This is a genomic window from Pseudomonas libanensis (assembly GCF_001439685.1).
Lineage (GTDB): Bacteria > Pseudomonadota > Gammaproteobacteria > Pseudomonadales > Pseudomonadaceae > Aquipseudomonas > Aquipseudomonas libanensis.
Map to the genome: position 1 here is coordinate 185328 of NZ_JYLH01000005.1, position 21341 is coordinate 206668.

18 protein-coding genes are annotated in these 21341 nt (G+C 60.8%); 12 read left to right on the forward strand and 6 right to left on the reverse strand.

Annotation, left to right across the window (positions count from 1 at the left end; genetic code table 11):
* Positions 1-10: 10 nt before the first annotated feature.
* Positions 11-1654, reverse strand: a complete 1644-nt coding sequence (locus TU73_RS10130; protein ID WP_057012060.1) for a Na+/H+ antiporter — start codon at positions 1652-1654, stop codon at positions 11-13.
* A 213-nt stretch (positions 1655-1867) separates the two neighbouring features.
* Here TU73_RS10130 and TU73_RS10135 point away from each other — a divergent pair, with 213 nt between their 5' ends.
* The 4 genes from TU73_RS10135 (at position 1868) to TU73_RS10150 (ending at position 4979) form a co-directional block, all read left to right on the forward strand.
* Entirely contained in the window at positions 1868-2230 is a 363-nt protein-coding gene (locus TU73_RS10135) for an ArsC family reductase (protein ID WP_017529704.1), read from the forward strand.
* Positions 2231-2261: 31 nt separating this feature from the next.
* Positions 2262-3296, forward strand: a complete 1035-nt coding sequence (gene dapD, locus TU73_RS10140; RefSeq protein WP_057012061.1) for a 2,3,4,5-tetrahydropyridine-2,6-dicarboxylate N-succinyltransferase — start codon at positions 2262-2264, stop codon at positions 3294-3296.
* 67 nt (positions 3297-3363) lie between these two features.
* Positions 3364-4569 carry an aminotransferase class V-fold PLP-dependent enzyme gene (locus TU73_RS10145; protein WP_057012062.1) on the forward strand — a complete coding sequence of 402 codons (1206 nt, stop codon included), beginning with the start codon at positions 3364-3366 and terminating at the stop codon, positions 4567-4569.
* Positions 4566-4979 carry a SufE family protein gene (locus TU73_RS10150; RefSeq protein WP_057012063.1) on the forward strand — a complete coding sequence of 138 codons (414 nt, stop codon included), beginning with the start codon at positions 4566-4568 and terminating at the stop codon, positions 4977-4979. The genes TU73_RS10145 and TU73_RS10150 overlap by 4 nt, the downstream gene beginning before the upstream one ends.
* A 117-nt stretch (positions 4980-5096) precedes the next feature.
* Here the strand turns inward: TU73_RS10150 and tcdA are convergent, their stop codons facing one another.
* Positions 5097-5906, reverse strand: coding sequence for a tRNA cyclic N6-threonylcarbamoyladenosine(37) synthase TcdA (tcdA, locus tag TU73_RS10155; protein ID WP_414860418.1), 810 nt, complete (start codon positions 5904-5906; stop codon positions 5097-5099).
* A gap of 217 nt (positions 5907-6123) precedes the next feature.
* Here tcdA and TU73_RS10160 point away from each other — a divergent pair, with 217 nt between their 5' ends.
* The 4 genes from TU73_RS10160 to TU73_RS10175 all read left to right on the forward strand — a co-directional run bounded on the left by TU73_RS10160 (position 6124) and on the right by TU73_RS10175 (position 11219).
* Positions 6124-8715, forward strand: coding sequence for a glycosyltransferase (locus TU73_RS10160; RefSeq protein WP_057012065.1), 2592 nt, complete (start codon positions 6124-6126; stop codon positions 8713-8715).
* A gap of 111 nt (positions 8716-8826) precedes the next feature.
* The gene (gene dapE, locus TU73_RS10165) at positions 8827-9978 is read left to right on the forward strand and encodes a succinyl-diaminopimelate desuccinylase (protein ID WP_057012066.1); all 1152 of its coding nucleotides are present in this window, start codon (positions 8827-8829) and stop codon (positions 9976-9978) included.
* Complete coding sequence (locus TU73_RS10170) at positions 9978-10787, forward strand: putative RNA methyltransferase (protein ID WP_057012067.1); 810 nt, start codon at positions 9978-9980, stop codon at positions 10785-10787. The genes dapE and TU73_RS10170 overlap by 1 nt, the downstream gene beginning before the upstream one ends.
* A gap of 54 nt (positions 10788-10841) precedes the next feature.
* The gene (locus tag TU73_RS10175; protein ID WP_057012068.1) at positions 10842-11219 is read left to right on the forward strand and encodes a hypothetical protein; all 378 of its coding nucleotides are present in this window, start codon (positions 10842-10844) and stop codon (positions 11217-11219) included.
* Positions 11220-11356: 137 nt separating this feature from the next.
* Here TU73_RS10175 and TU73_RS10180 read toward each other — a convergent pair whose 3' ends face one another.
* Entirely contained in the window at positions 11357-11566 is a 210-nt protein-coding gene (locus TU73_RS10180; RefSeq protein WP_003219353.1) for a cold-shock protein, read from the reverse strand.
* Positions 11567-11746: 180 nt separating this feature from the next.
* Here TU73_RS10180 and plsB point away from each other — a divergent pair, with 180 nt between their 5' ends.
* The 3 genes from plsB to TU73_RS10195 are packed head-to-tail and all read left to right on the forward strand — an operon-like array spanning position 11747 to position 15436.
* The gene (gene plsB, locus TU73_RS10185; protein WP_057012069.1) at positions 11747-14266 is read left to right on the forward strand and encodes a glycerol-3-phosphate 1-O-acyltransferase PlsB; all 2520 of its coding nucleotides are present in this window, start codon (positions 11747-11749) and stop codon (positions 14264-14266) included.
* 51 nt (positions 14267-14317) lie between these two features.
* A complete protein-coding gene (locus TU73_RS10190; RefSeq protein WP_057012070.1) occupies positions 14318-14719 on the forward strand; it encodes a YbaY family lipoprotein in 402 nt (133 codons plus the stop codon).
* A 27-nt stretch (positions 14720-14746) separates the two neighbouring features.
* On the forward strand, positions 14747-15436 hold the full coding sequence (locus TU73_RS10195; protein WP_057012071.1) for a DUF4197 domain-containing protein: 690 nt from the start codon (positions 14747-14749) through the stop codon (positions 15434-15436).
* 600 nt (positions 15437-16036) lie between these two features.
* Here the strand turns inward: TU73_RS10195 and TU73_RS10200 are convergent.
* From TU73_RS10200 to TU73_RS10210, 3 genes are all read right to left on the reverse strand, one after another.
* On the reverse strand, positions 16037-16273 hold the full coding sequence (locus TU73_RS10200; protein WP_057012072.1) for a hypothetical protein: 237 nt from the start codon (positions 16271-16273) through the stop codon (positions 16037-16039).
* 140 nt (positions 16274-16413) lie between these two features.
* The gene (locus tag TU73_RS10205) at positions 16414-19479 is read right to left on the reverse strand and encodes an efflux RND transporter permease subunit (RefSeq protein WP_057012073.1); all 3066 of its coding nucleotides are present in this window, start codon (positions 19477-19479) and stop codon (positions 16414-16416) included.
* Positions 19480-19483: 4 nt separating this feature from the next.
* The gene (locus tag TU73_RS10210; protein ID WP_056847444.1) at positions 19484-20584 is read right to left on the reverse strand and encodes an efflux RND transporter periplasmic adaptor subunit; all 1101 of its coding nucleotides are present in this window, start codon (positions 20582-20584) and stop codon (positions 19484-19486) included.
* Positions 20585-20677: 93 nt separating this feature from the next.
* Here TU73_RS10210 and TU73_RS10215 point away from each other — a divergent pair, with 93 nt between their 5' ends.
* Positions 20678-21313, forward strand: a complete 636-nt coding sequence (locus TU73_RS10215; protein ID WP_057012074.1) for a TetR/AcrR family transcriptional regulator — start codon at positions 20678-20680, stop codon at positions 21311-21313.
* Positions 21314-21341 lie beyond the last annotated feature (28 nt).

Here is a 21341-nt window from a genome sequence, read left to right on the forward strand (position 1 = left end):
AGCCCATGGGTCACTTCATGTGACCCAGGTTCGCCTCACTCATATCCAATTCTGCCAGCACTTCCCTCAAAACGTCATCGCCAATCTGGTGATGGCGGCTCAAACTATATAGCTCCAGGCGTTGTGCACGCAGGGCCTTGAGCCGCAGTTTGCGCTCCAGCTGATCCATCTGTTGCGCCAGCGCCTGGGCTTCGGCCGAATCATTGAAGACCTCCAGTTGGTGGCGGTATTCCGACATCAGCCGGGCCTTCAGCTCCGTAGCCAATGCAGCCTGGGCCGCATCCGACGGTTCGGCCTCTGCGGGCTCCTCGGCCTCGAGCGCATGAATTGCCGCCACCGCAGTCTTTTTCCATGCCTCACGCACCTCGTTATGGCGCTTTTCATCCGGGCTCTTTTCTACACCGCGCAACAGCAGCGGCAGCGCAATGCAGGCAGCAACCAGCGACAACAGAATCACCCCCGCCGCAATAAAGATCAGCAAGTCGCGCTCAGGAAACTGCTGCCCAGGCGCCAACAGCAGCGGCACCGACATGACGCCGGCCAAGGTCACCGCCCCGCGGACACCGCCGACGGTCAACAACCAGCAGGAACGGGCAGTTGGCACCAGGGTGAGCGCACTTTTCCCACGCAACCTTCGGAGCAGGCCCGACAGGCGCCAAATGCTTTGCACCCAGATAAAACGTAATACCACCAGCACCAGGAAGATCGCCACCACATCCAGGCAGCGATACAACAGGGTGGGCCACAGCGTGGTTTCGTGACTCACCACCGCCTTGATGATGTCCGGCAGTTGCAAGCCGAGCAGCAGGAAAATCAGGCCGTTGAAGGCAAATTCCAGCAACGACCAGACACTGCGATTGAGCAAGCGCGTACTGGTCTGGCGTGGCAGCAGGTCCAGCCAGCTCTGCATCATGCCCGCCGCCACCGCCGACAAAATGCCCGAAGCGCCCAGGCGCTCGGCCAGCACGTAGGCAGCAAAGGGCAGCAACAGCATGAACACCACATGGGTCGCCGGATCATCCCAGCCCCGCGCGATCATCCAGGCACGCAGGCGACCAACCAGCCAGCTCAACGCCACGCCAACCGCCAGGCCGCCCACGGCGACCAACACAAACGTCAGACTGGCATCCGCCAAGGAAAACACCCCGGTCAACGCCGCCGCCAGGGCGAACTTGAAGGTCACCAGGCCCGAGGCGTCGTTCATCAGCGCCTCGCCTTGGAGCATATGCATCAATGGCTTGGGCAAACGGTTCTGGGAAATGGCCGACACTGCCACAGCATCCGTCGGTGATAAAACTGCTGCCAGGGCGAAGGCCACCGGCAACGGAATCGTCGGCAATATCCAGTGAATGAAATACCCGGCGCCGACCACGGTGAACAACACCAGCCCTACCGCCAGCGTCAGGATCGGCCCGCGCAGACGCCACAATTCGCGCTTGGGCATGCGCCAGCCATCCGAAAACAGCAGCGGCGGCAGAAACAGAAACAGGAACAGCTCCGGGTCCAGGGCCACATGCAGCCCCAGCGTGGGCCAGGCCAACAAGGCTCCGGCGGCAATCTGCACCAGCGGCAGGGGCAGAGGAATGACACGCCCGACAAGGCGCGAAACGCTGACCAGCATCAGCAGGATAAGAACGGTATAGGCGGTTTGCATAACGCGGGTTTCCCGGGAAATCGACTTGCAACGACACACGTGAGGCAACAACTGGCCGTTGAAGTGCCATATTACCCGGCTATGTTACCCGCTCATGCCACGTGCAGGCTTTTGCACAAAAGTCGCAGAGTGTTGACGAGCGGCGCCGAAACTCGCTGGTCGTGGCATAATCCGTGACCTTTCATTTTCGTACGTCCAAAGGGGGGCAATTCCTTGACCGCTTCAAGCAAAACCTTGCACCTTTTCGGCATCAAAGCCTGCGACACCATGAAAAAGGCGCGCACCTGGCTCGATGAGCACGCGGTGAGCTATGAGTTCCATGACTACAAAACGGCCGGTATCGACCGCGAACACTTGACCCAATGGTGCAACGAGCACGGTTGGCAGGTGGTTTTGAACCGTGCGGGCACCACCTTTCGCAAACTCGAAGACGAACGCAAAGCCGATCTCGATCAGTCGAAAGCCATTGAATTGATGCTCGCACAACCCTCGATGATCAAGCGCCCGGTGCTCGATCTCGGCGACAGAACCCTGATTGGCTTCAAGCCAGAAAGTTATTCGGCGGCCCTCAAGTAGGCCAGCCTTCCATTTTTGTAGAGGTAACAGCATGTCCAATTCCCTGTTCAGCCTGGGCTTCGGCGTCGGCACTCAGAACCGCCAAGGTGCTTGGCTGGAAGTGTTTTACGCACAACCGTTGCTCAACCCGTCGGCCGAGATCGTTGCCGCCATTGCGCCGATCCTGGGTTACACCGATGGCAACCAGGCGATCACGTTCACCATCAGCCAAGCGCTGCAACTGGCCGATGCACTCAAGAACGTTGACGCCACCCAAGCCGCGCTGCTGAATCGCCTGGCTGAAAGCCACACCCCACTGGTTGCCACACTGCTGGCCGAAGACGCCGCGCTGACCTCCACGCCTGAGGCCTACCTCAAGCTGCACCTGCTGTCCCATCGCCTGGTCAAGCCTCACGGGCTGAACCTGGTCGGCGTGTTCCCGCAGTTGCCGAACGTGGCCTGGACCAGCCAGGGTGCCATCGATATCAACGAGCTGGCCGAACGCCAACTCGAAGCGCGCCTGCGTGGTGAGCTGCTGGAAGTGTTCTCGGTGGACAAGTTCCCGAAAATGACCGACTACGTAGTACCGGCCGGCGTGCGTATCGCCGATGCCGCGCGTATCCGCCTGGGCGCCTACGTGGGCGAAGGCACCACGGTGATGCACGAAGGCTTCGTCAACTTCAACGCCGGCACCGAAGGCCCGGGCATGATCGAAGGCCGTGTATCGGCCGGTGTGTTCGTCGGCAAAGGCTCGGACCTGGGCGGCGGTTGCTCCACCATGGGCACCCTGTCGGGCGGCGGCAATATCGTGATCAAGGTGGGCGAAGGCTGCCTGATTGGCGCCAACGCCGGTACCGGTATCCCGTTGGGCGATCGCAACACCGTGGAATCGGGCCTGTACATCACCGCCGGCACCAAGGTTGCCCTGCTTGACGAGCAGAACCACCTGGTCAAGGTGGTCAAGGCGCGTGAATTGGCCGGCCAGCCGGACCTGCTGTTCCGCCGCAACTCCGAGACCGGTGCCGTGGAGTGCAAAACCCACAAATCGGCCATCGAACTGAACGAAGCGCTGCACGCTCACAACTAAGCAGCCACTCGATGCCACTAGCGGGCCGCACCTTCGGGGCGGCCCGCTTATACGAGTCTTGATCACCATGCTTGTGCCCTCCCCCTGGCGCGCCGATTTCCCGGCCATCGCCACCCTGCAACGGCAGGACCAGACCTACCTGGACAACGCCGCCACCACGCAAAAACCCCAGGCCCTGCTGGACGCGATCAGCCATTACTACGCCAATGGCGCCGCCAATGTGCACCGCGCCCAACATTTGCCCGGCGCCCATGCGACCCAGGCCTTTGAAGACAGTCGCAGCAAGGTCGCGCAGTGGTTGAACGCAGGTGACAGCGGGCAGATCGTGTTCACCCACGGAGCGACCTCTGCGCTGAATCTCCTGGCCTATGGCCTGGAGCACTTATTCAATGCGGGCGATGAGATTGTCGTCAGTGCCCTGGAACACCACGCCAACCTGTTGCCCTGGCAGCAACTGGCCAAGCGTCGCGCGCTCACACTGGTGGTACTGCCCCTGGGTGATGACGGAGTGATCGATCTTGCGGCCGCCGCCGACTTGATCGGCCCGCGCACGCGCCTGCTCGCCGTAAGCCAGTTATCCAACGTGCTCGGCGCCTGGCAGCCGTTGGAAGCCTTACTGGCGATGGCCAAAGCAAACGGCGCCTTGACCGCGGTGGATGGCGCCCAAGGCATCGTCCATGGCCGCCACGATGTTCAGGCCTTGGGCTGCGACTTCTATGTATTTTCCAGCCACAAACTCTACGGCCCGGATGGCGTAGGCGTGCTATTTGGCCGCAATGAAGCCCTGCACCACCTGCGTCATTGGCAATTCGGCGGCGAGATGGTGCAACAGGCGGATTACCAGAGCGCCAGTTTCCGCCCCGCGCCCTTGGGCTTCGAGGCTGGCACGCCGCCGATTGCCAGCGTGATCGGCTTGGGGGCGACCCTCGATTACCTGAGTTCCCTGGATCAGCCCGCCGTTATCGCCCATGAAGCGGCGTTGCACGACTACCTGTTACGTGGGCTCAAGGCACGCAATGGCGTACGCGTACTCGGATCGCCGCACGTGGCGCTGGTCAGCTTTGTGGTGGACGGCGTGCACAATGCCGACCTCGCCCATCTCCTGACCGAGCAAGGCATTGCCGTGCGCGCCGGTCATCATTGCGCCATGCCATTGCTCAAGGCGATGCAGTTGTCCGGGGCCATTCGCGTCTCCATCGCGCTGTACAACGATTCCGATGACCTGGAGCGCTTGTTTGAAGCGCTGGACCAGGCGCTGGACATGTTGCGATGAACTTGCCAGTGGACGCGATGGCCGCGCTGGAGGCATTCCAGGCCGTCGGCAGTTGGGAACAGCGCGCGCGGATGCTGATGCAATGGGGCGAACGCTTGCCCGTCTTGGCTGATGACGAAAAGGTCGACGCCAACCTGGTGCAAGGTTGTGAAAGCCTAGTGTGGTTGGTGGGCCGCCTGCAGGACGGTCATTGGCAGTTTGCCGCCAGCGGCGAGGCGCGCATGATCCGTGGGTTGGTAGCGTTGCTGCTGGCGCGGGTCAATGGGTTGTCGGCTGATCAATTGCAAGCGGTCGACCTGCCTGGCTGGTTCAATCAACTGGGCCTGTCGCGCCAATTATCGCCATCGCGCAGCAATGGCTTGAATGCCGTACTGCAACGCATGCGAGACCTGACGCGTACACAGAAATAATGTGGGAGCTGGCTTGCCTGCGATGGCGGCGAATCAGTCAGTATTTTCAGTGGCTGACACACCGCTATCGCAGGCAAGCCAGCTCCCACAATTTGGATCTATGTTCGGCAGTGAGATTTAGCTGGGTTTGATGCGCTCTGAGGGACGGCGCACTCCCGCCACAATCTTATCCACCGCCTTGGTCGCCGCGACCATGCCGAACGAAGCGGTCACCATCATCACCGCGCCAAACCCTCCAGCGCAGTCCAGCTTGACCCCATCCCCGACAAAACTCTTCTGCAAACAGATACTGCCATCGGGTTTGGGATAGCGCAGCTGCTCGGTGGAGAACACGCAGGGCACGCTGTAATGGCGGGTCACCGTGCGCGAAAAGCCATAGTCGCGGCGCAGGGTGGAGCGCACTTTCGAGGCCAGGGGGTCATTAAAGGTACGGTTCAGGTCGCACACCTGGATCAACGTCGGGTCAATCTGCCCGCCGGCGCCGCCGGTGGTGATGATCTGGATCTTGCGGCGCTTGCACCAGGCGATCAGCGCCGCCTTGGCGTTGACGGCGTCGATGCAGTCGATCACGCAGTCGATGTTCGGGGTGATGTACTCGGCCATGGTGTCGCGAGTGACGAAATCCGCCACGGCATGCACGGTGCAATCCGGGTTGATGCCTCGCAGGCGCTCGGCCATTACCTCGACCTTGGGCTTGCCCACGGTGCTGTCCAGGGCATGCAGCTGCCGGTTGCTATTGCTGACACAGACGTCGTCCAGGTCAAACAGTGAAATCTCGCCCACCCCGCAACGGGCAATAGCTTCCGCCGCCCAGGAGCCCACGCCGCCGACGCCGACAATTGCCACATGGGCCGCTTTCAAGCGTTCCAGGCCCTCAATGCCGTACAAGCGGGCGACGCCTGCAAACCGCGGATCTTCTGTACTCATGATCATTACCCCAAAAACCGGCGCGCATTATGGACTACAGAGCGACAAGTTCGAAGCTTCCAGCTACAAGTAAAGAACTTAGGTGAACTTTCGCAGACTAACGTCCGGCTTTTCCTTGTCTGCTATACGCTCAGGGAGGGGCCGGTGTAGGATGCGCGCCGTTCGGCGTAGGCCGACACCTCTTTTCGTTCCACACCTTTTGGAACCCGAAATCGCCATGTCATCGCGTAAATTTGGACTCAACCTGGTGGTAGTGCTGGCAATTGCCGCGCTGTTCACCGGCTTCTGGGCGCTGATCAACCGCCCGGTCACTACCCCCAACTGGCCTGAACAGATCTCCGGGTTTTCCTACTCGCCGTTCCAGCAGGGCCAGTACCCGCAGAAGAACCAGTTCCCCACTGACGAACAGATGCGTCAAGACCTGGCGATCATGAGCAAGCTGACGGACAACATCCGTACCTACTCGGTCGACGGCACCCTGGGTGACATCCCCAAGCTGGCCGAAGAGTTCGGCCTGCGCGTGACCTTGGGGATCTGGATCAGCCCGGATCTTGAACGCAACGAGCGTGAAATCCAGCGCGCCATCGAAATCGCCAACACCTCGCGCAGTGTTGTACGCGTGGTGGTCGGCAACGAAGCGTTGTTCCGTGAAGAAATCACCGCCGAAGACCTGATCGTACTGCTGGACCGCGTACGCGCCGCCGTGAAAGTGCCGGTGACCACTTCCGAGCAATGGCACATCTGGGAAAAGAACCCGCAACTGGCCAAGCACGTTGACCTGATTGCCGCGCACATCCTGCCATTCTGGGAATACATCCCGATGGACAAGGCCGGCCAATACGTGATCGACCGCGCCAAAGACCTGAAGAAAGCCTTCCCGAAAAAACCGCTGCTGCTGTCGGAAGTTGGCTGGCCGAGCAACGGCCGTATGCGCGGTGGCAATGAATCGTCCCCGGCCGACCAGGCGATTTACCTGCGCACGCTGGTGAACAAGCTCAATCGCCAGGGTTACAACTACTTCGTGATCGAAGCCTTTGACCAGCCTTGGAAGGTCAGCGACGAAGGTTCGGCGGGCGCCTACTGGGGCGTGTTCAACGCCGCACGCCAGCAGAAATTCAATTTTGAAGGCCCGGTGGTAGCGATCCCGCAATGGCGCGTGCTGGCCATCGGCTCGGTGGTGCTTGCATTGCTGTCCCTGACCCTGTTGATGATCGACGGTTCGGCCCTGCGCCAGCGTGGTCGTACCTTCCTGACCTTTATCGCGTTCCTGTGTGGGTCGGTGCTGGTCTGGATCGGCTACGACTACAGCCAGCAATACAGCACCTGGTTCAGCGTCACCGTGGGCATCCTCCTCGCTCTGGGCGCCCTCGGTGTGTTTATCGTGTTGCTGACCGAAGCCCACGAACTGGCAGAAGCGGTGTGGACCCACAAGCGTCGGCGTGAATTCCTGCCGGTGATCGGGGATTCGCACTACCGCCCGAAAGTGTCGATCCATGTGCCGTGCTACAACGAGCCGCCGGAGATGGTCAAACAGACCCTCGACGCCCTGGCCGCCCTCGATTACCCGGACTACGAAGTCCTGATCATCGACAACAACACCAAGGACCCTGCGGTGTGGGAACCGGTGCGTGACTACTGCGAAACCCTGGGCCCGCGCTTCAAGTTCTTCCACGTCGCCCCTCTGGCTGGTTTCAAGGGTGGCGCGCTGAACTACCTGATCCCGCACACCGCCAAGGACGCCGAAGTGATCGCAGTGATCGACTCGGACTACTGCGTGTCGCCGAACTGGCTCAAGCACATGGTGCCGCACTTCGCCGACCCGAAAATCGCCGTGGTGCAGTCGCCCCAGGATTACCGCGACCAGAACGAAAGCACCTTCAAGAAGCTCTGCTACGCCGAATACAAGGGTTTCTTCCATATCGGCATGGTCACCCGCAACGACCGCGACGCGATCATCCAGCACGGCACCATGACCATGACCCGGCGCTCAGTGCTTGAAGAACTGGGATGGGCCGACTGGTGCATCTGTGAAGACGCCGAACTGGGCCTGCGCGTGTTCGAGAAAGGCCTGTCAGCGGCTTATTACCACGACAGCTACGGCAAGGGCCTGATGCCGGATACCTTTATCGACTTCAAGAAACAGCGTTTCCGCTGGGCCTATGGTGCGATCCAGATCATCAAGCGTCATACCGCCAGCCTGTTGCGCGGCAAGGACACCGAGCTGACCCGTGGCCAGCGCTACCACTTCCTCGCCGGCTGGCTGCCGTGGGTGGCCGATGGCATGAACATCTTCTTTACCGTCGGCGCGCTGTTGTGGTCGGCGGCAATGATCATCGTGCCGACGCGGGTCGACCCGCCGTTGCTGATTTTCGCCATCCCGCCCTTGGCGTTGTTTGTGTTCAAGGTCGGCAAGATCATCTTCCTCTACCGTCGTGCGGTAGGTGTGAACTTGAAAGATGCGTTCTGCGCGGCGCTGGCTGGGTTGGCGCTGTCCCACACCATCGCCAAGGCGGTGCTGTATGGCTTCTTCACCACCAGTATTCCGTTCTTTCGTACGCCGAAAAACGCGGATAACCACGGCTTCTGGGTGGCGATCTCCGAAGCCCGCGAAGAAATGTTCATCATGCTACTGCTGTGGGGCGCGGCGCTGGGGATCTACCTGGTGCAGGGTTTGCCTAGCAATGACATACGCTTCTGGGTAGTGATGCTGCTGGTGCAATCGCTGCCGTACGTAGCGGCGCTGATCATGGCGTTCCTGTCGTCGCTGCCCAAGCCGGCACCGAAGGCAGAGTCTGTGCCTGCGGTGTAAAAACTTGCGCGATGCACTAAACGGCGGCCTCTGGCCGCCGTTTTGCTATAAGATAACGGCCCTTTTGTGTGCCCGCCCCGCTCTTCCAAATACGCTTTCCGGAGTTTCCCCATGACGGCCCATGCCGACCTTTCGCCGACCCTTCAACTTGCCATCGACCTGATCCGTCGCCCATCGGTCACGCCGGTCGATGCCGATTGCCAGAAGCTGATGATGCAGCGCCTGGGCGACGCCGGTTTTGCACTTGAACCGATGCGCATCTTCGACGTGGACAACTTCTGGGCCACCCACGGCAAGCATGAGGGCCCGGTGTTGTGCTTCGCCGGTCACACCGACGTAGTACCGACCGGCCCGGTGCAGGCCTGGCAGAACGACCCGTTCGATGCGTTGATCGATGAAAATGGCATGCTCTGCGGGCGTGGCGCGGCGGACATGAAAGGCAGCCTGGCGGCGATGCTGGTGGCGGCGGAACGCTTCGTCAGCGACTACCCGGACCACAAGGGTTCGGTGGCCTTCCTGATCACCAGCGATGAAGAAGGCCCGGCACACCACGGCACCAAGGCCGTGATCGAACGCCTGGCGGCACGCAAGGAGCGCCTGGACTGGTGCATCGTCGGCGAACCGTCGAGCACCACCCTGGTGGGCGACGTGGTCAAGAATGGCCGTCGCGGCTCCCTCGGCGCCACCCTGACCGTACGCGGTGTACAGGGCCACGTGGCCTACCCGCACCTGGCGAAGAACCCGATCCACCTCGCCGCGCCGGCCCTGGCGGAACTCGCTGCCGAGCACTGGGATGACGGCAACACCTTCTTCCCGCCGACCAGCTTCCAGATTTCCAACCTCAATTCCGGTACCGGCGCCACCAACGTGATCCCCGGTGACCTGACGGCGGTGTTCAACTTCCGCTTCTCCACCGAATCCACCGTCGAGGGCCTGCAACAACGGGTCGCGGCGATCCTGGATAAACATGGCCTGGACTGGCACGTGGACTGGGCGCTGTCGGGCCTGCCGTTCCTCACCGAGCCGGGGGCTCTGTTGGATGCGGTATCCGCCAGCATCAAGGCGATCACCGGGCGTGAGACCAAGGCGTCCACCAGCGGCGGTACCTCCGATGGGCGCTTTATTGCCACCCTGGGTACCCAAGTGGTCGAACTGGGCCCGGTCAACGCGACGATCCACCAGGTCAACGAGCGCATTCTCGCCAGCGACCTGGATGTACTGACCGAAATCTATTACCAGACCCTGATCAAGTTGCTCGCCTGATGCTTGCCTGCCCGATTTGCAGCGCACCGCTCAACGCAGTGGACAATGGCGTGGCCTGCCCGGCCGGGCACCGTTTCGACCGCGCGCGCCAGGGTTACCTGAACCTGTTGCCGGTGCAGCACAAGAACAGCCGCGACCCGGGCGACAACCTGGCCATGGTCGAGGCACGCCGCGACTTCCTTAACGCCGGGCACTATGCGCCAGTGGCCAGGCGCCTGGCCGAACTGGCCGCCGAGCGCGCACCGCAGCGCTGGGTGGACATTGGCTGCGGCGAGGGCTACTACACCGCGCAAATCGCCCAGGCTCTGCCCGGTGCCGATGGCTATGCGCTGGATATCTCCAAGGAAGCGGTCAAGCGCGCCTGCAAACGCAGCCCGGCACTGACCTGGTTGATCGCCAGCATGGCCCGCGTGCCCTTGGCCGACGCCAGCTGCCAGTTCCTCGCCAGTGTGTTCAGCCCCCTGGACTGGCAAGAGGCCAAGCGCCTGCTCAGCCCCGGCGGCGGCTTGATGAAAGTCGGCCCCACCAGCGGCCATTTGATGGAACTGCGCGAACGCCTGTATGACGAAGTGCGCGAATACACCGACGACAAACACCTGGCCCTGGTTCCGGACGGCATGAGCCTTGCGCACAGTGAAACCCTGGAGTTCACCCTGAGCCTGGCCGCCCCCAAGGACCGCGCCAACCTGCTGGCGATGACGCCCCACGGCTGGCGCGCCAGTGCCGAGCGTCGCAGCGAGGTGATCGAGGCGGTTGAGCCGCTGCTGGTCACTGTGTCGATGCGCTACGATTATTTCGTGCTTCAATAACCGCCTTTCAAGCATCCGCGAATGGATTTTCGAATCCCGCAACGAGGAACATCCATGCGCCAACCCGATATTGAGATTTACCTGAAAGACGCCGACGTCGATCACAAGGCCATCGCCGCCTGGCTCGGCGCCGCCCTGGGCCCGTGCACCGAGTGGGTCCAGAAAGGCCAGACCTACAAGTGCAAGGCCGGCAGCGTGCCGGTCACCTGGCTGCCGAAAGCCGTCGGCAAGTGGAACAGCCTGTACCTGGAAAGCGACCAGACCCCGTGGGAAGACGACATCGCCTGCGCCCGCGCTGCGTTCGCCGCGCTGAACGTCGAAGTGCGCTGTGCACCGGGGACGTGGGTTGAGGAGGAGGGTGAGGAAAGTGCCGACACCTGGATTCGCATCAGCGTAGACGGTGAAGAACAAATCACTTGGAAAACAGCCTGACAGCGGATTGCTAACCCAATCAATGTGGGAGCTGGCTTGCCTGCGATGCAGACACCTTGGTCTATCAGTCAGACCACAGTGATGCTATCGCAGGCAAGCCAGCTCCCACAATTGATTGGGTTAGCAAAACAAAGTTGTTACAGGCCCACCACATCCTCCGCCTGCAAGCCCTTCTCACCCGTCACCACGGCATACTCCACCTGCTGGCCCTCGGCCAACGAACGGTGGCCTTCACCTCGAATGGCGCGATAGTGCACAAACACATCCTTGCCATCTTCACGCTGGATAAAGCCGTAGCCCTTTGCATCGTTGAACCACTTCACATTGCCGGTTTCGCGCGTTGCCATCAGTTCACTCCCACTTGGTTTTTATTGTTGAGTCGTTGCATTGAACTGCCGAGTATAAGACAGGCTCAAAAACCATCAACTCAAGTTTACATCGCTGCTTTTTTGCCGATTTTCGGCGAATACGGCACACTACCCGCCCGAGCGCCTGCTCGGTTTTTTTCCACTTGAAGCAGTTCGCCTATGACCCGCTCCCCGTTCCGCCGTCTGGTGTTTGGCACCTTGCGCCGACTGTTGTACCTCTGGGTTCGCTCGGAGACGATCAACCAGTCGTCCCTAACCCTTAACCTGGACCGCAGCCGGCCGGTTTTCTACGTCCTGCAATCACCCTCCCTCACCGAGTTGGCCGTGGTCGATGCCGAGTGCACCAAGGCCGGCCTGCCGCGCCCGGTGCTGCCGGTCTCGGTGGGGCCGCTGCTGGAGCCCGCGGCGTTTTTCTACCTCACGCCGGATCCGGACTGGCTCGGCCGCCAGGACAAGCGCGGTACGCCGCCTGCCCTGACGCGCCTGGTCAACACCCTCACCGCGCACGCCGAAGAGAATGCACAAATCATTCCGGTCAGCGTGTTCTGGGGCCAATCCCCCGAAAGCGAGTCCAGCCCGTGGAAGCTGTTATTCGCCGATAGCTGGGCGGTCACCGGGCGCCTACGCCGGTTGTTGAGCATCCTGATCCTGGGGCGCAAGACCCGCGTGCAATTCTCCGCGCCCATCAACCTGCGTGAATTGATCGAGCACAATAAAGGCCACGAACGCACCGTGCGCATGGCCCAGCGCATCCTGCGTGTGCACTTTCGTAACCTGAAGACGGCGGTGATCGGTCCCGATCTGTCCCACCGTCGTAATCTGGTGAAGGGCCTGGTCAATATGCCGCTGGTACGCCAAGCCATCCTGGATGAGGCCGAACGCGAAAAGATCTCCCCGGAAAAAGCCAAGGGCCTGGCTCTGCGCTATGGCAACGAGATTGCCTCGGACTACACCTATACCGCGATCCGCTTCCTGGAAGTGGTACTGAGCTGGTTCTGGAACAAGATCTACGACGGCATCAAGGTCAACAACATCGAAGGCGTGCAGAAGGTCGCCCAAGGCTACGAGGTGATCTACGTACCTTGCCACCGCAGCCATATCGACTACCTGCTGCTGTCTTACCTGCTGTTCAAGAATGGCCTGACCCCGCCGCACATCGCCGCCGGGATCAACCTCAACATGCCGGTGATCGGCAGCCTGCTGCGCCGTGGCGGGGCGTTTTTCATGCGCCGCACCTTCAAGGGCAACCCGCTGTACACCTCAGTGTTCAATGAATACCTGCATACCCTGTTCACCAAGGGTTTCCCGGTGGAGTATTTCGTCGAAGGCGGCCGTTCGCGCACTGGGCGCATGCTGCAACCGAAAACCGGGATGCTGGCGATTACCCTGCGCAGCTTCCTGCGCTCCTCGCGCATGCCGATCGTGTTCGTGCCGGTGTATATCGGCTATGAGCGTGTGCTCGAAGGCCGCACCTACCTGGGCGAACTGCGTGGCGCGAGCAAGAAGAAAGAATCGATCTTCGATATTTTCAAAGTGGTCGGCGCCCTCAAGCAGCGCTTTGGCCAAGTGGCGGTCAACTTTGGCGAACCGATCAAGCTGGCCGAATTCCTCGACGCCGAGCAACCGGATTGGCGCGCCCAGGAACTGGGCCCGAACTACAAGCCGGCCTGGCTCAACGAAACCACCAACCGCCTCGGCGAGCAGGTGGCGCGGCACTTGAACGAAGCTGCAGCGATCAACCCGGTGAACCTGGTGGCCCTGGCACTGCTGTCGACCACCCGCCTGGCCCTGGATGAGCAAGCCATGGCGCGCCAGTTGGACCTGTACCTGGCGCTGTTGCGCCGCGTGCCCTACTCGCCCCATACCACCCTGCCGGAAGGCGATGGCCTGGCGCTGATCAAGCACGTCAAGGACATGAAGCTGCTGTCGGAACAGAGCGACGCCCTGGGCAAGATCGTCTACCTGGACGAACAGAACGCCGTCCTGATGACCTACTACCGCAACAACGTGCTGCACATTTTTGCCCTGCCGGCGTTGCTCGCGAGCTTCTTCCAGAGCAGCTCGCGGATGAGCCGCGAACAGATCCTGCGCTACACCCGCGCACTCTACCCGTACCTGCAATCGGAGCTGTTCATCCGCTGGTCGCTGGAGGAGTTGGACACAGTGGTCGACCAATGGCTGGACGCGTTCGTCGAACAAGGCCTGCTGCGCTTCGAAAACAACGTGTACCTGCGCCCGGCCCCGAGTTCGAGGCAGTTTGTGCTGCTGACGCTACTGTCCAAGAGCATCGCCCAGACCCTGCAGCGCTTCTACATGGCGATCTCGCTGCTACTCAACAGTGGCCAGAACAGCATCAGCGCCGAAGAGTTGGAAGACCTGTGCACGATCATGGCCCAGCGCCTGTCGATCCTGCACGGCCTCAACGCCCCGGAATTCTTCGACAAGAGTCTTTTCCGACATTTCATCCAGACGTTGCTGGAGCAAGATGTGCTGCGCCGCGATGAAGCGGGCAAACTGAGCTATCACGACCTGCTTGGCGAGCTGGCCGAAGGCGCGGCGAAACGCGTGCTGCCGGCCGATATCCGCCTGTCGATCCGCCAGGTCGCCTTGCACCGCGTGGATGGCGCCGCCGAGACACCGGCCGAAGCGGATGCGGTGCCCCCTACAGAAAGCCGCTAGATTGACTGAGGCGCCGGGCGGATTCCGGCGCCGTTGAAAAGGAGCTGCACCATGAAAAAGATCATCCTCCTTGGCCTGACAGCCCTGCTCGGAGCCTGCCACTCGATGACGCCAACCCCGAAGGCCAGCCTCGACGGCGAAGTGTTCTACCTGCAACGCATTGCCTTGCCGCCTGCCGCCACACTGAGCGTCAGCCTGCAAGACGTGTCCCTGATGGACGCTCCGGCCGTGACCCTCGCCGAACAGAAAGGCCCGGTCAAAGGCCAGGTGCCGCTGCCGTTTCACCTGAGCTATGACCCGGCCCAGGTCAAGCCCGGCCACACCTACTCGGTGAGCGCTCGCATCGAGCTGGACGGCAAGCTACTGTTTATCACCACCGAGCGGCACGCCGTGCAGCTCAATGGCCAGGATCCCCAACCGCTGCGCCTGCGGGTTGATGCGGTCGCACGCTGATCATTCCCACGTCATAAGGAAGCGCCCATGCTTCGTAAAACTCTTCGCCTTACCGCCCTGTGCGCCGGACTGATGTTCGGTGCCAACGCCATGGCCCTGGATCTCGGTAGCCTGTCCCAGGGCGACGCCAGCGGTGGCCTCAAGGATGCCCTGACTCAGGGTGCGCAGATCGCCGTGAAGCAACTGGGTAAACCCGGTGGTTTCAGCGACAACCCGCAAGTGAAAATCGGCCTGCCGGGCAAGCTCGGCAAAGTCGCCGACAAGCTGAAAATGTTTGGCATGGGTGACCAGGTCACGCAGCTGGAAACCAGCATGAACGCGGCGGCTGAAACCGCCGTGACCCAGGCCCAGCCGATTCTGGTCAACGCCGTGAAGAAGATGAGTGTGACCGACGCCAAGGGCATCCTCAGCGGTGGCCAGGACTCCGCCACTCAATACCTGAACAAAAGCAGCCGAGAGGAAATCCGCGCCAAGTTCCTGCCCATCGTCAAAGCCGCCACCGACAAGGTCGGCGTGGCCCAGCAGTACAACGCCCTGGCCGGCAAGGCCGCAGCTTTCGGCGCCGTGGATGCCAAGAGCGCCAACGTTGAAAACTACGTGACCGAGCAAGCCCTGGATGGTTTGTTCAAAATGATTGCGCAACAGGAAGAGACTATTCGCAAGAACCCGGCTTCTGCAGCCACCAGTCTGGCGAAAAAGGTGTTTGGGGCGCTGTGACCCTCAACTGCACCTGTTTACCACTGCGCCAAGGCCGCTTCTTACGGCCTTGGCGCAGTTGTTTCAGGTAACGCCTACTAATGGCTCAACGAAAAAGCGGGTACAAGGGTCTGTGGGGCGAGTGATAGCCGCTGACCGGTAGGTGATGCTGGTACGTCGTCAGGGGTCGGGTGTGGCTGAAGTGGGGACGGTGATGGCCCGAAGCCCCTTCATCAGGCCTGTAGGGTCGGGTGGTGCCAACGTCATCACGAGGAAAATGATTACCTAGCAAAGCCCCGAGAAACGCCCCTTTGAAAGCTGCAATGGCATTAAAAAACGACATGTAGAACTCCATATACTCATTGAAAACGACCTGGCCGCCAGATGGCGATGCCAAGTCTTCTGCCTGTCCATCAGGCATTTCTGAGTCGGGGAAACAGGCGCAGGCGTTCCAACTGAGCTGCGGGGGTTTGCATCAGCATGTGAATCAGAGCGCTGGGATCAATGAATAACCAGCCAACAGCCTGGGCCTTGGAGCATTGCTTGACCGTAAACGGCAAACACTTCGCGGGGCGCGAAGTGTTTGCGCTTACCCAACGACAAAAAGTGACAAAGGCTCACTCAATGCACTGGGCGTCCCAATTGGGTGTTGCTATTGGCATTGGAATTGGCGTTGGCAATGCTGTTGTTGATTGTGATATTGCCCTTAGGCTGTGAATGATCATATTTGAAGGACGCGAGCGCCTCAGTCAGCTCGCGCCGGCTGACTGAGTCATGATGCAAATGTTTTTGAGGTAGCCCCCCTCCCAGCAGCATGCCGATCCCGGTATAAAAGTTACCCAATGCTTGTAGTAGCATCTCAGTTCCACCTCTATGAATGTTCTGGAAACTTGATCCTGGCGATTAAATCGACTGGATAAATACCTGCCTGACAGGTAACCATATGTGGCAAGCGTGAAAAAAAGGTTCCCGCCCGGCTTACCAAAACATTCGCAGATTTACACCCCATCCTTCCTGATTCTGAACCATGCCGCGTAGAGCGCCGGCAAGAACAACAGTGTCAACGCCGTCGCCACAATCAATCCGCCCATGATCGCCACGGCCATCGGCCCGAAGAACACGCTACGCGACAGCGGAATCATCGCCAGCACGGCCGCAAGGGCCGTCAGCACGATGGGCCGGAAGCGTCGGACGGTGGCTTCGATAATCGCCTGCCAGGGCGCCAGGCCGGCCTTGATGTCCTGCTCGATCTGGTCGACCAGGATCACCGAGTTGCGCATGATCATCCCCGACAAGGCGATGGTGCCGAGCATGGCGACAAAACCGAAGGGTTGGCGGAATACCAGCAGAAACAGGGTGACGCCAATCAGCCCCAGCGGCGCAGTAAGGAAGACCATCGCCGTGCGTGAAAAGCTGCGCAACTGCAGCATCAGTAACGTCAGCACCACCACAATAAACAGCGGCACGCCCGCCTTCACCGAGTTCTGCCCACGGGCGGAGTCTTCAACCGTGCCACCCACGTCCAGCAGGTAGCCGTCCGGCAGTTCGGCGCGCACCTGTGCGAGGGTCGGCAGGATCTGCTGGACCAGTGTCGCCGGTTGTTCCTTGCCGTAGATATCGGCGCGCACGGTCACCGTCGGCAGGCGGTTGCGGTGCCAGATAATGCCCTCTTCAAAACCATACTCGAGGGTGGCGATTTGCGAGAGCGCCACGCTTTTACCATTGTCGGTAGGCACCGCCAGGCTTGGCAGCAGCGACAACTCGGTACGCTCATGGACAGTGCCGCGCAGGAGGATTTCGATCAGTTCATTGTCCTCCCGGTATTGGCTGACACTGGAACCGGTCAAGGAACTCTGCAGGAATTTCGACAGGTTGGCGGTGCTCACGCCGAGGGCACGCGCACGGTCCTGGTCGATGTTCAGGTAGACGATTTTGCTCGGTTCTTCCCAATCCAGGTGTACGTTGACCACATGGGCGTTTTCGCGAACCTTGGCCGCCACTTTGCGGGCCAGGGCGCGAACTTCTTCAATGTGCTCGCCAGTCACGCGAAATTGCACCGGGTAACCCACGGGCGGGCCGTTCTCCAGGCGGGTGACCCGCGAGCGCAGGTCGGGGAATTGCTCGTTGAGGGTTTCGATCAGCCAGGTGCGCAGGCTTTCACGTTCCTCAATGGTGTTAGCCAGCACCACGAATTGCGCAAAGCTGGCGGCCGGCAATTGCTGGTCCAAAGGCAGGTAAAAGCGCGGCGAACCTGTGCCCACATAAGCCACGTAGTTATTGATGCCGGCGTGCTCCTTGAGCAACGACTCCAGGCGCTTGACCTGGTCGGCGGTGTTGCTCAGGGAGGCGCCTTCGGCCAATTTCAGATCGACCATCAGCTCCAGGCGCCCGGAGGCCGGGAAGAACTGTTGTGGCACGAAGCGGAACAACGCAACCGAGCCGATGAACAGCAGCAAGGTCAGGACGATGACCGTCTTACGCCGACGTACGCACCACTCCACCAAACGTCTTACGCGCTGGTAGAAAGGCGTGCCGTAGGGATCAGGACCATCGACGCCATGCTTGGCCGCATGAATCTTTGCCAGGTCCGGCAAGAGCTTTTCGCCCAGGTAGGGTACAAACACCACGGCGGCTACCCAGGACGCCAGCAAGGCGATGGTCACCACCTGGAAGATCGAACGGGTGTATTCGCCAGTGCTCGATTGCGCGGTAGCAATCGGCAGGAAGCCCGCCGCCGTGATCAACGTACCGGTGAGCATGGGGAACGCGGTGCTGGTCCAGGCGAAGCTGGCGGCCTTGAGGCGGTCGTAGCCCTGCTCCATTTTGATCGCCATCATTTCCACGGCGATGATCGCGTCATCCACCAGCAAGCCCAGGGCCAGGACCAAGGCGCCGAGGGAAATCTTGTGCAGGCCGATGCCGAGGTAATACATGGTGGCAAAGGTCATCGCCAGTACCAGCGGAATCGCCAGCGCAACCACCATGCCGGTACGCACACCGAGGGAGAAAAAACTCACCAGCAATACAATCGCCAATGCCTCGGCCAGTACCTGGACAAATTCGCCAACGCTGGTCTTCACCGCGGCCGGCTGGTCTGACACCTTGCGCAGCTCCATGCCTGCTGGAAGGTTCTTCTGCAAGCGTGCGAATTCACCTTCCAGGGCTTTGCCCAGTACCAGGATATCCCCACCGTCGCGCATGGCCACCGCCAGGCCGATGGCGTCTGCGCCCATATAACGCATGCGCGGTGCCGGAGGGTCATTGAAGCCACGGTGGATATCGGCCACATCACCGATGCGGAAGGTGCGATCCCCCACACGGATCGGGAAGTTGCGGATTTCCTCCACGGTTTTGAAATTGCCCGATACCCGCAACTGCACGCGCTCGCTCGGGGTTTCAAAGAAACCGGCGGTCGAGACCGCATTTTGTTCCTGCAACGCCTGCTGTACCGCGGCCAATGGCAACCCGAGGGTGGCGAGCTTGAGGTTGGACAGCTCGATCCAGATCTTCTCGTCCTGCAGGCCAAGCAGCTCGACCTTGCCCACGTCCGGTACCCGTTGCAGTTGAATCTGGATGCGGTCGGCGTAGTCCTTGAGCACGGCATAGTCAAAGCCGTCGCCGGTCAGCGCATAGATGTTGCCGAAAGTGGTGCCGAATTCATCGTTGAAAAACGGTCCCTGGATGTCAGGCGGCAAGGTCTGGCGGATGTCGCTGATTTTCTTGCGCACCTGGTACCACAGCTCAGGAATCCGTGCCGAAGGCATCGAATCGCGAGCCATGAAGGTCACCTGTGATTCACCGGGGCGCGAGAAGGACACGATGCGCTCGTACTCACCGGTCTCCATCAGTTTTTTCTCGATGCGCTCGGTGACCTGGCGCGACACTTCCTGGGCCGTGGCACCGGGCCAGTTGGTCTTGATCACCATGGCCTTGAAGGTAAAGGGCGGGTCTTCGCTTTGCCCCAGCTTGGTGTAGGACAAGGTGCCGACCACCGCCAGCAGGATCATCAGGAACAGCACGATCTGGCGATTACGCAACGCCCATTCGGAGAGATTGAAACCCATGGGACTACTCCTTGGCCGCCAGATTCACCACACGGTTGGAGCGATCCACCGGGCGCACTTGCTGACCCTCATGGAGCACATGCACGCCTGCGGCAACCACCCAGTCGGTGGGGGTCAAGCCTTCCAGTACCGGCACGGTTTTTTCACCGAAGGCGCCAATGCGCACCGGGGTGCGCTCAAGCGTGTTGTCCGGCTGTACGCGCCAGACGTAGGACGCGCCATTCTCGGCGCTGAGGGCAGACAGTGGCACCGACAGTGGAATGACACCGTCAGCTTGTATGAACACACGGGCACTTTGGCCCAGCTCGGCGGGGACTTTGCCACCCGTGAAGGCCACGCGAGCGGCGAAGGTGCGTGATTTCGGGTCGGCGGCAGGTGACAGCTCACGAATGCGCCCGGCGAAACGTTGATCCGGCTGGCTCCACAATTCCACCGACACCGCTTGGCCAATCTTGAAACGGCCAAAGCCATGCTCGGGCAGGCTGATCAACACCTCACGCTCGCCATCGGTGGCCAGGGTGAACAGGGTCTGGCCAGCGGAAACCACTTGGCCTACTTCCACTGCACGCTTGGCGACCACCCCGTCCTGGGGGGCACGCAGCACGGCGTAGCCGGCCTGGTTGCTCGAGACCTCGTGCTCGGCCTTGATCTGCTTAAGGCGTGCTTCACCCGCCCGGTAGAGGTTTTCGGAATTGTCGTACTGCGAGCGGCTGACCATCTGACGATCCATCAGGGTCTTGTAGCGATCACGCTCTGCACGCACCAGGCTCAGGTTAGCCTCGGCGGCGGCCACTTGGGCACGGGTGGCTTCCAGTTGCAGGCGCACATCCTGGGGGTCGAGTTCGGCGAGCGGCTGGTTGGCCTTGACCCGCTCCCCCTCCTCCACCAGGCGCTTGCTGACTTTGCCACCGATGCGAAAGGCCAGGTCCGGTTCATAACGGGCACGCACCTCGCCGGGGTAGCTGTCCATCGCCTGCGCGGAGGGTTGCGGTTGTACCACCATGGCTGGGCGGACGCTGGTTTGGGTCGCTTCTTCATGGCCGCAGGCGGCCAACAGGAAGACCAGGCTGACAGGCAAAGCAAGGGGCAGGACGGCGCTGCGCATGCTGAAGGACCTTTCGCAAATAGAGCTGGGAATAATTATACTGGCCGGTATGTTATTAATACCAAACTCGCCAGTCCAGTATTAAAGGTAAAAATGTCCGACAATCCTGTGAACACCGCCAGCCCCGGGCGTCCCAAGGACATGGCAAAACGCCAGGCAATCCTCGAAGCGGCGAAATCCCTGTTCTTGAGCAAGGGTTATGCGAACACCAGCATGGATGCCGTCGCCCTGGCGGCCGGCGTATCGAAACTCACCGTCTACAGCCACTTCACCGACAAGGAGACGCTATTCACCGCCGCGGTGGTGGCCAAGTGTGAAGAGCAATTGCCGGTGATGTACTTCGAGCTACCTGCTGGCATGCCCGTCGAGACTGTGCTGCTGAACATCGCCCGGGGCTTCCATCGGCTGATCAATAGCGAGGAGTCGGTGAACCTGCATCGCCTGATGATGACCACCGGCAGTCAGGACGTGAAACTCTCACAGATCTTCTTTGCAGCCGGGCCCATGCGCATGCTCCAAGGCATGGAGCGCCTGCTCGGCAAGATTGACCAGAGCGGTGCCCTGCGCATCGATAAACCATTCAAGGCAGCCGAACACTTCTTTTGCCTGCTCAAGGGCACGGCGAATTTTCGCTTGTTGTATGGCTGCGGCGGGCAACTGAGCGCCGTAGAGGCCGAGGAACATGTGCAGGAGGTGGTGAGGTTGTTTATGCGCGCGTTCAGGCCCTGACCCCATCGTTCCCACGCCCCTGCGTGGG

Bases quoted from the DNA above. Each gene is read 5' to 3' on its own strand.
- TU73_RS10195 (WP_057012071.1), top strand. From the start codon at position 14,747: ATGCTTCGTAAAACTCTTCGCCTTACCGCCCTGTGCGCCGGACTGATG.
- TU73_RS10215 (WP_057012074.1), top strand. From the start codon at position 20,678: ATGTCCGACAATCCTGTGAACACCGCCAGCCCCGGGCGTCCCAAGGAC.
- TU73_RS10160 (WP_057012065.1), top strand. From the start codon at position 6,124: ATGTCATCGCGTAAATTTGGACTCAACCTGGTGGTAGTGCTGGCAATT.
- TU73_RS10145 (WP_057012062.1), top strand. From the start codon at position 3,364: ATGCTTGTGCCCTCCCCCTGGCGCGCCGATTTCCCGGCCATCGCCACC.
- TU73_RS10150 (WP_057012063.1), top strand. From the start codon at position 4,566: ATGAACTTGCCAGTGGACGCGATGGCCGCGCTGGAGGCATTCCAGGCC.
- plsB (WP_057012069.1), top strand. From the start codon at position 11,747: ATGACCCGCTCCCCGTTCCGCCGTCTGGTGTTTGGCACCTTGCGCCGA.
- TU73_RS10180 (WP_003219353.1), bottom strand. From the start codon at position 11,566: ATGGCAACGCGCGAAACCGGCAATGTGAAGTGGTTCAACGATGCAAAG.
- TU73_RS10200 (WP_057012072.1), bottom strand. From the start codon at position 16,273: ATGCTACTACAAGCATTGGGTAACTTTTATACCGGGATCGGCATGCTG.
- TU73_RS10130 (WP_057012060.1), bottom strand. From the start codon at position 1,654: ATGCAAACCGCCTATACCGTTCTTATCCTGCTGATGCTGGTCAGCGTT.
- tcdA (WP_414860418.1), bottom strand. From the start codon at position 5,906: ATGAGTACAGAAGATCCGCGGTTTGCAGGCGTCGCCCGCTTGTACGGC.
- TU73_RS10175 (WP_057012068.1), top strand. From the start codon at position 10,842: ATGCGCCAACCCGATATTGAGATTTACCTGAAAGACGCCGACGTCGAT.
- TU73_RS10205 (WP_057012073.1), bottom strand. From the start codon at position 19,479: ATGGGTTTCAATCTCTCCGAATGGGCGTTGCGTAATCGCCAGATCGTG.
- TU73_RS10170 (WP_057012067.1), top strand. From the start codon at position 9,978: ATGCTTGCCTGCCCGATTTGCAGCGCACCGCTCAACGCAGTGGACAAT.
- TU73_RS10210 (WP_056847444.1), bottom strand. From the start codon at position 20,584: ATGCGCAGCGCCGTCCTGCCCCTTGCTTTGCCTGTCAGCCTGGTCTTC.
- TU73_RS10190 (WP_057012070.1), top strand. From the start codon at position 14,318: ATGAAAAAGATCATCCTCCTTGGCCTGACAGCCCTGCTCGGAGCCTGC.
- dapE (WP_057012066.1), top strand. From the start codon at position 8,827: ATGACGGCCCATGCCGACCTTTCGCCGACCCTTCAACTTGCCATCGAC.
- dapD (WP_057012061.1), top strand. From the start codon at position 2,262: ATGTCCAATTCCCTGTTCAGCCTGGGCTTCGGCGTCGGCACTCAGAAC.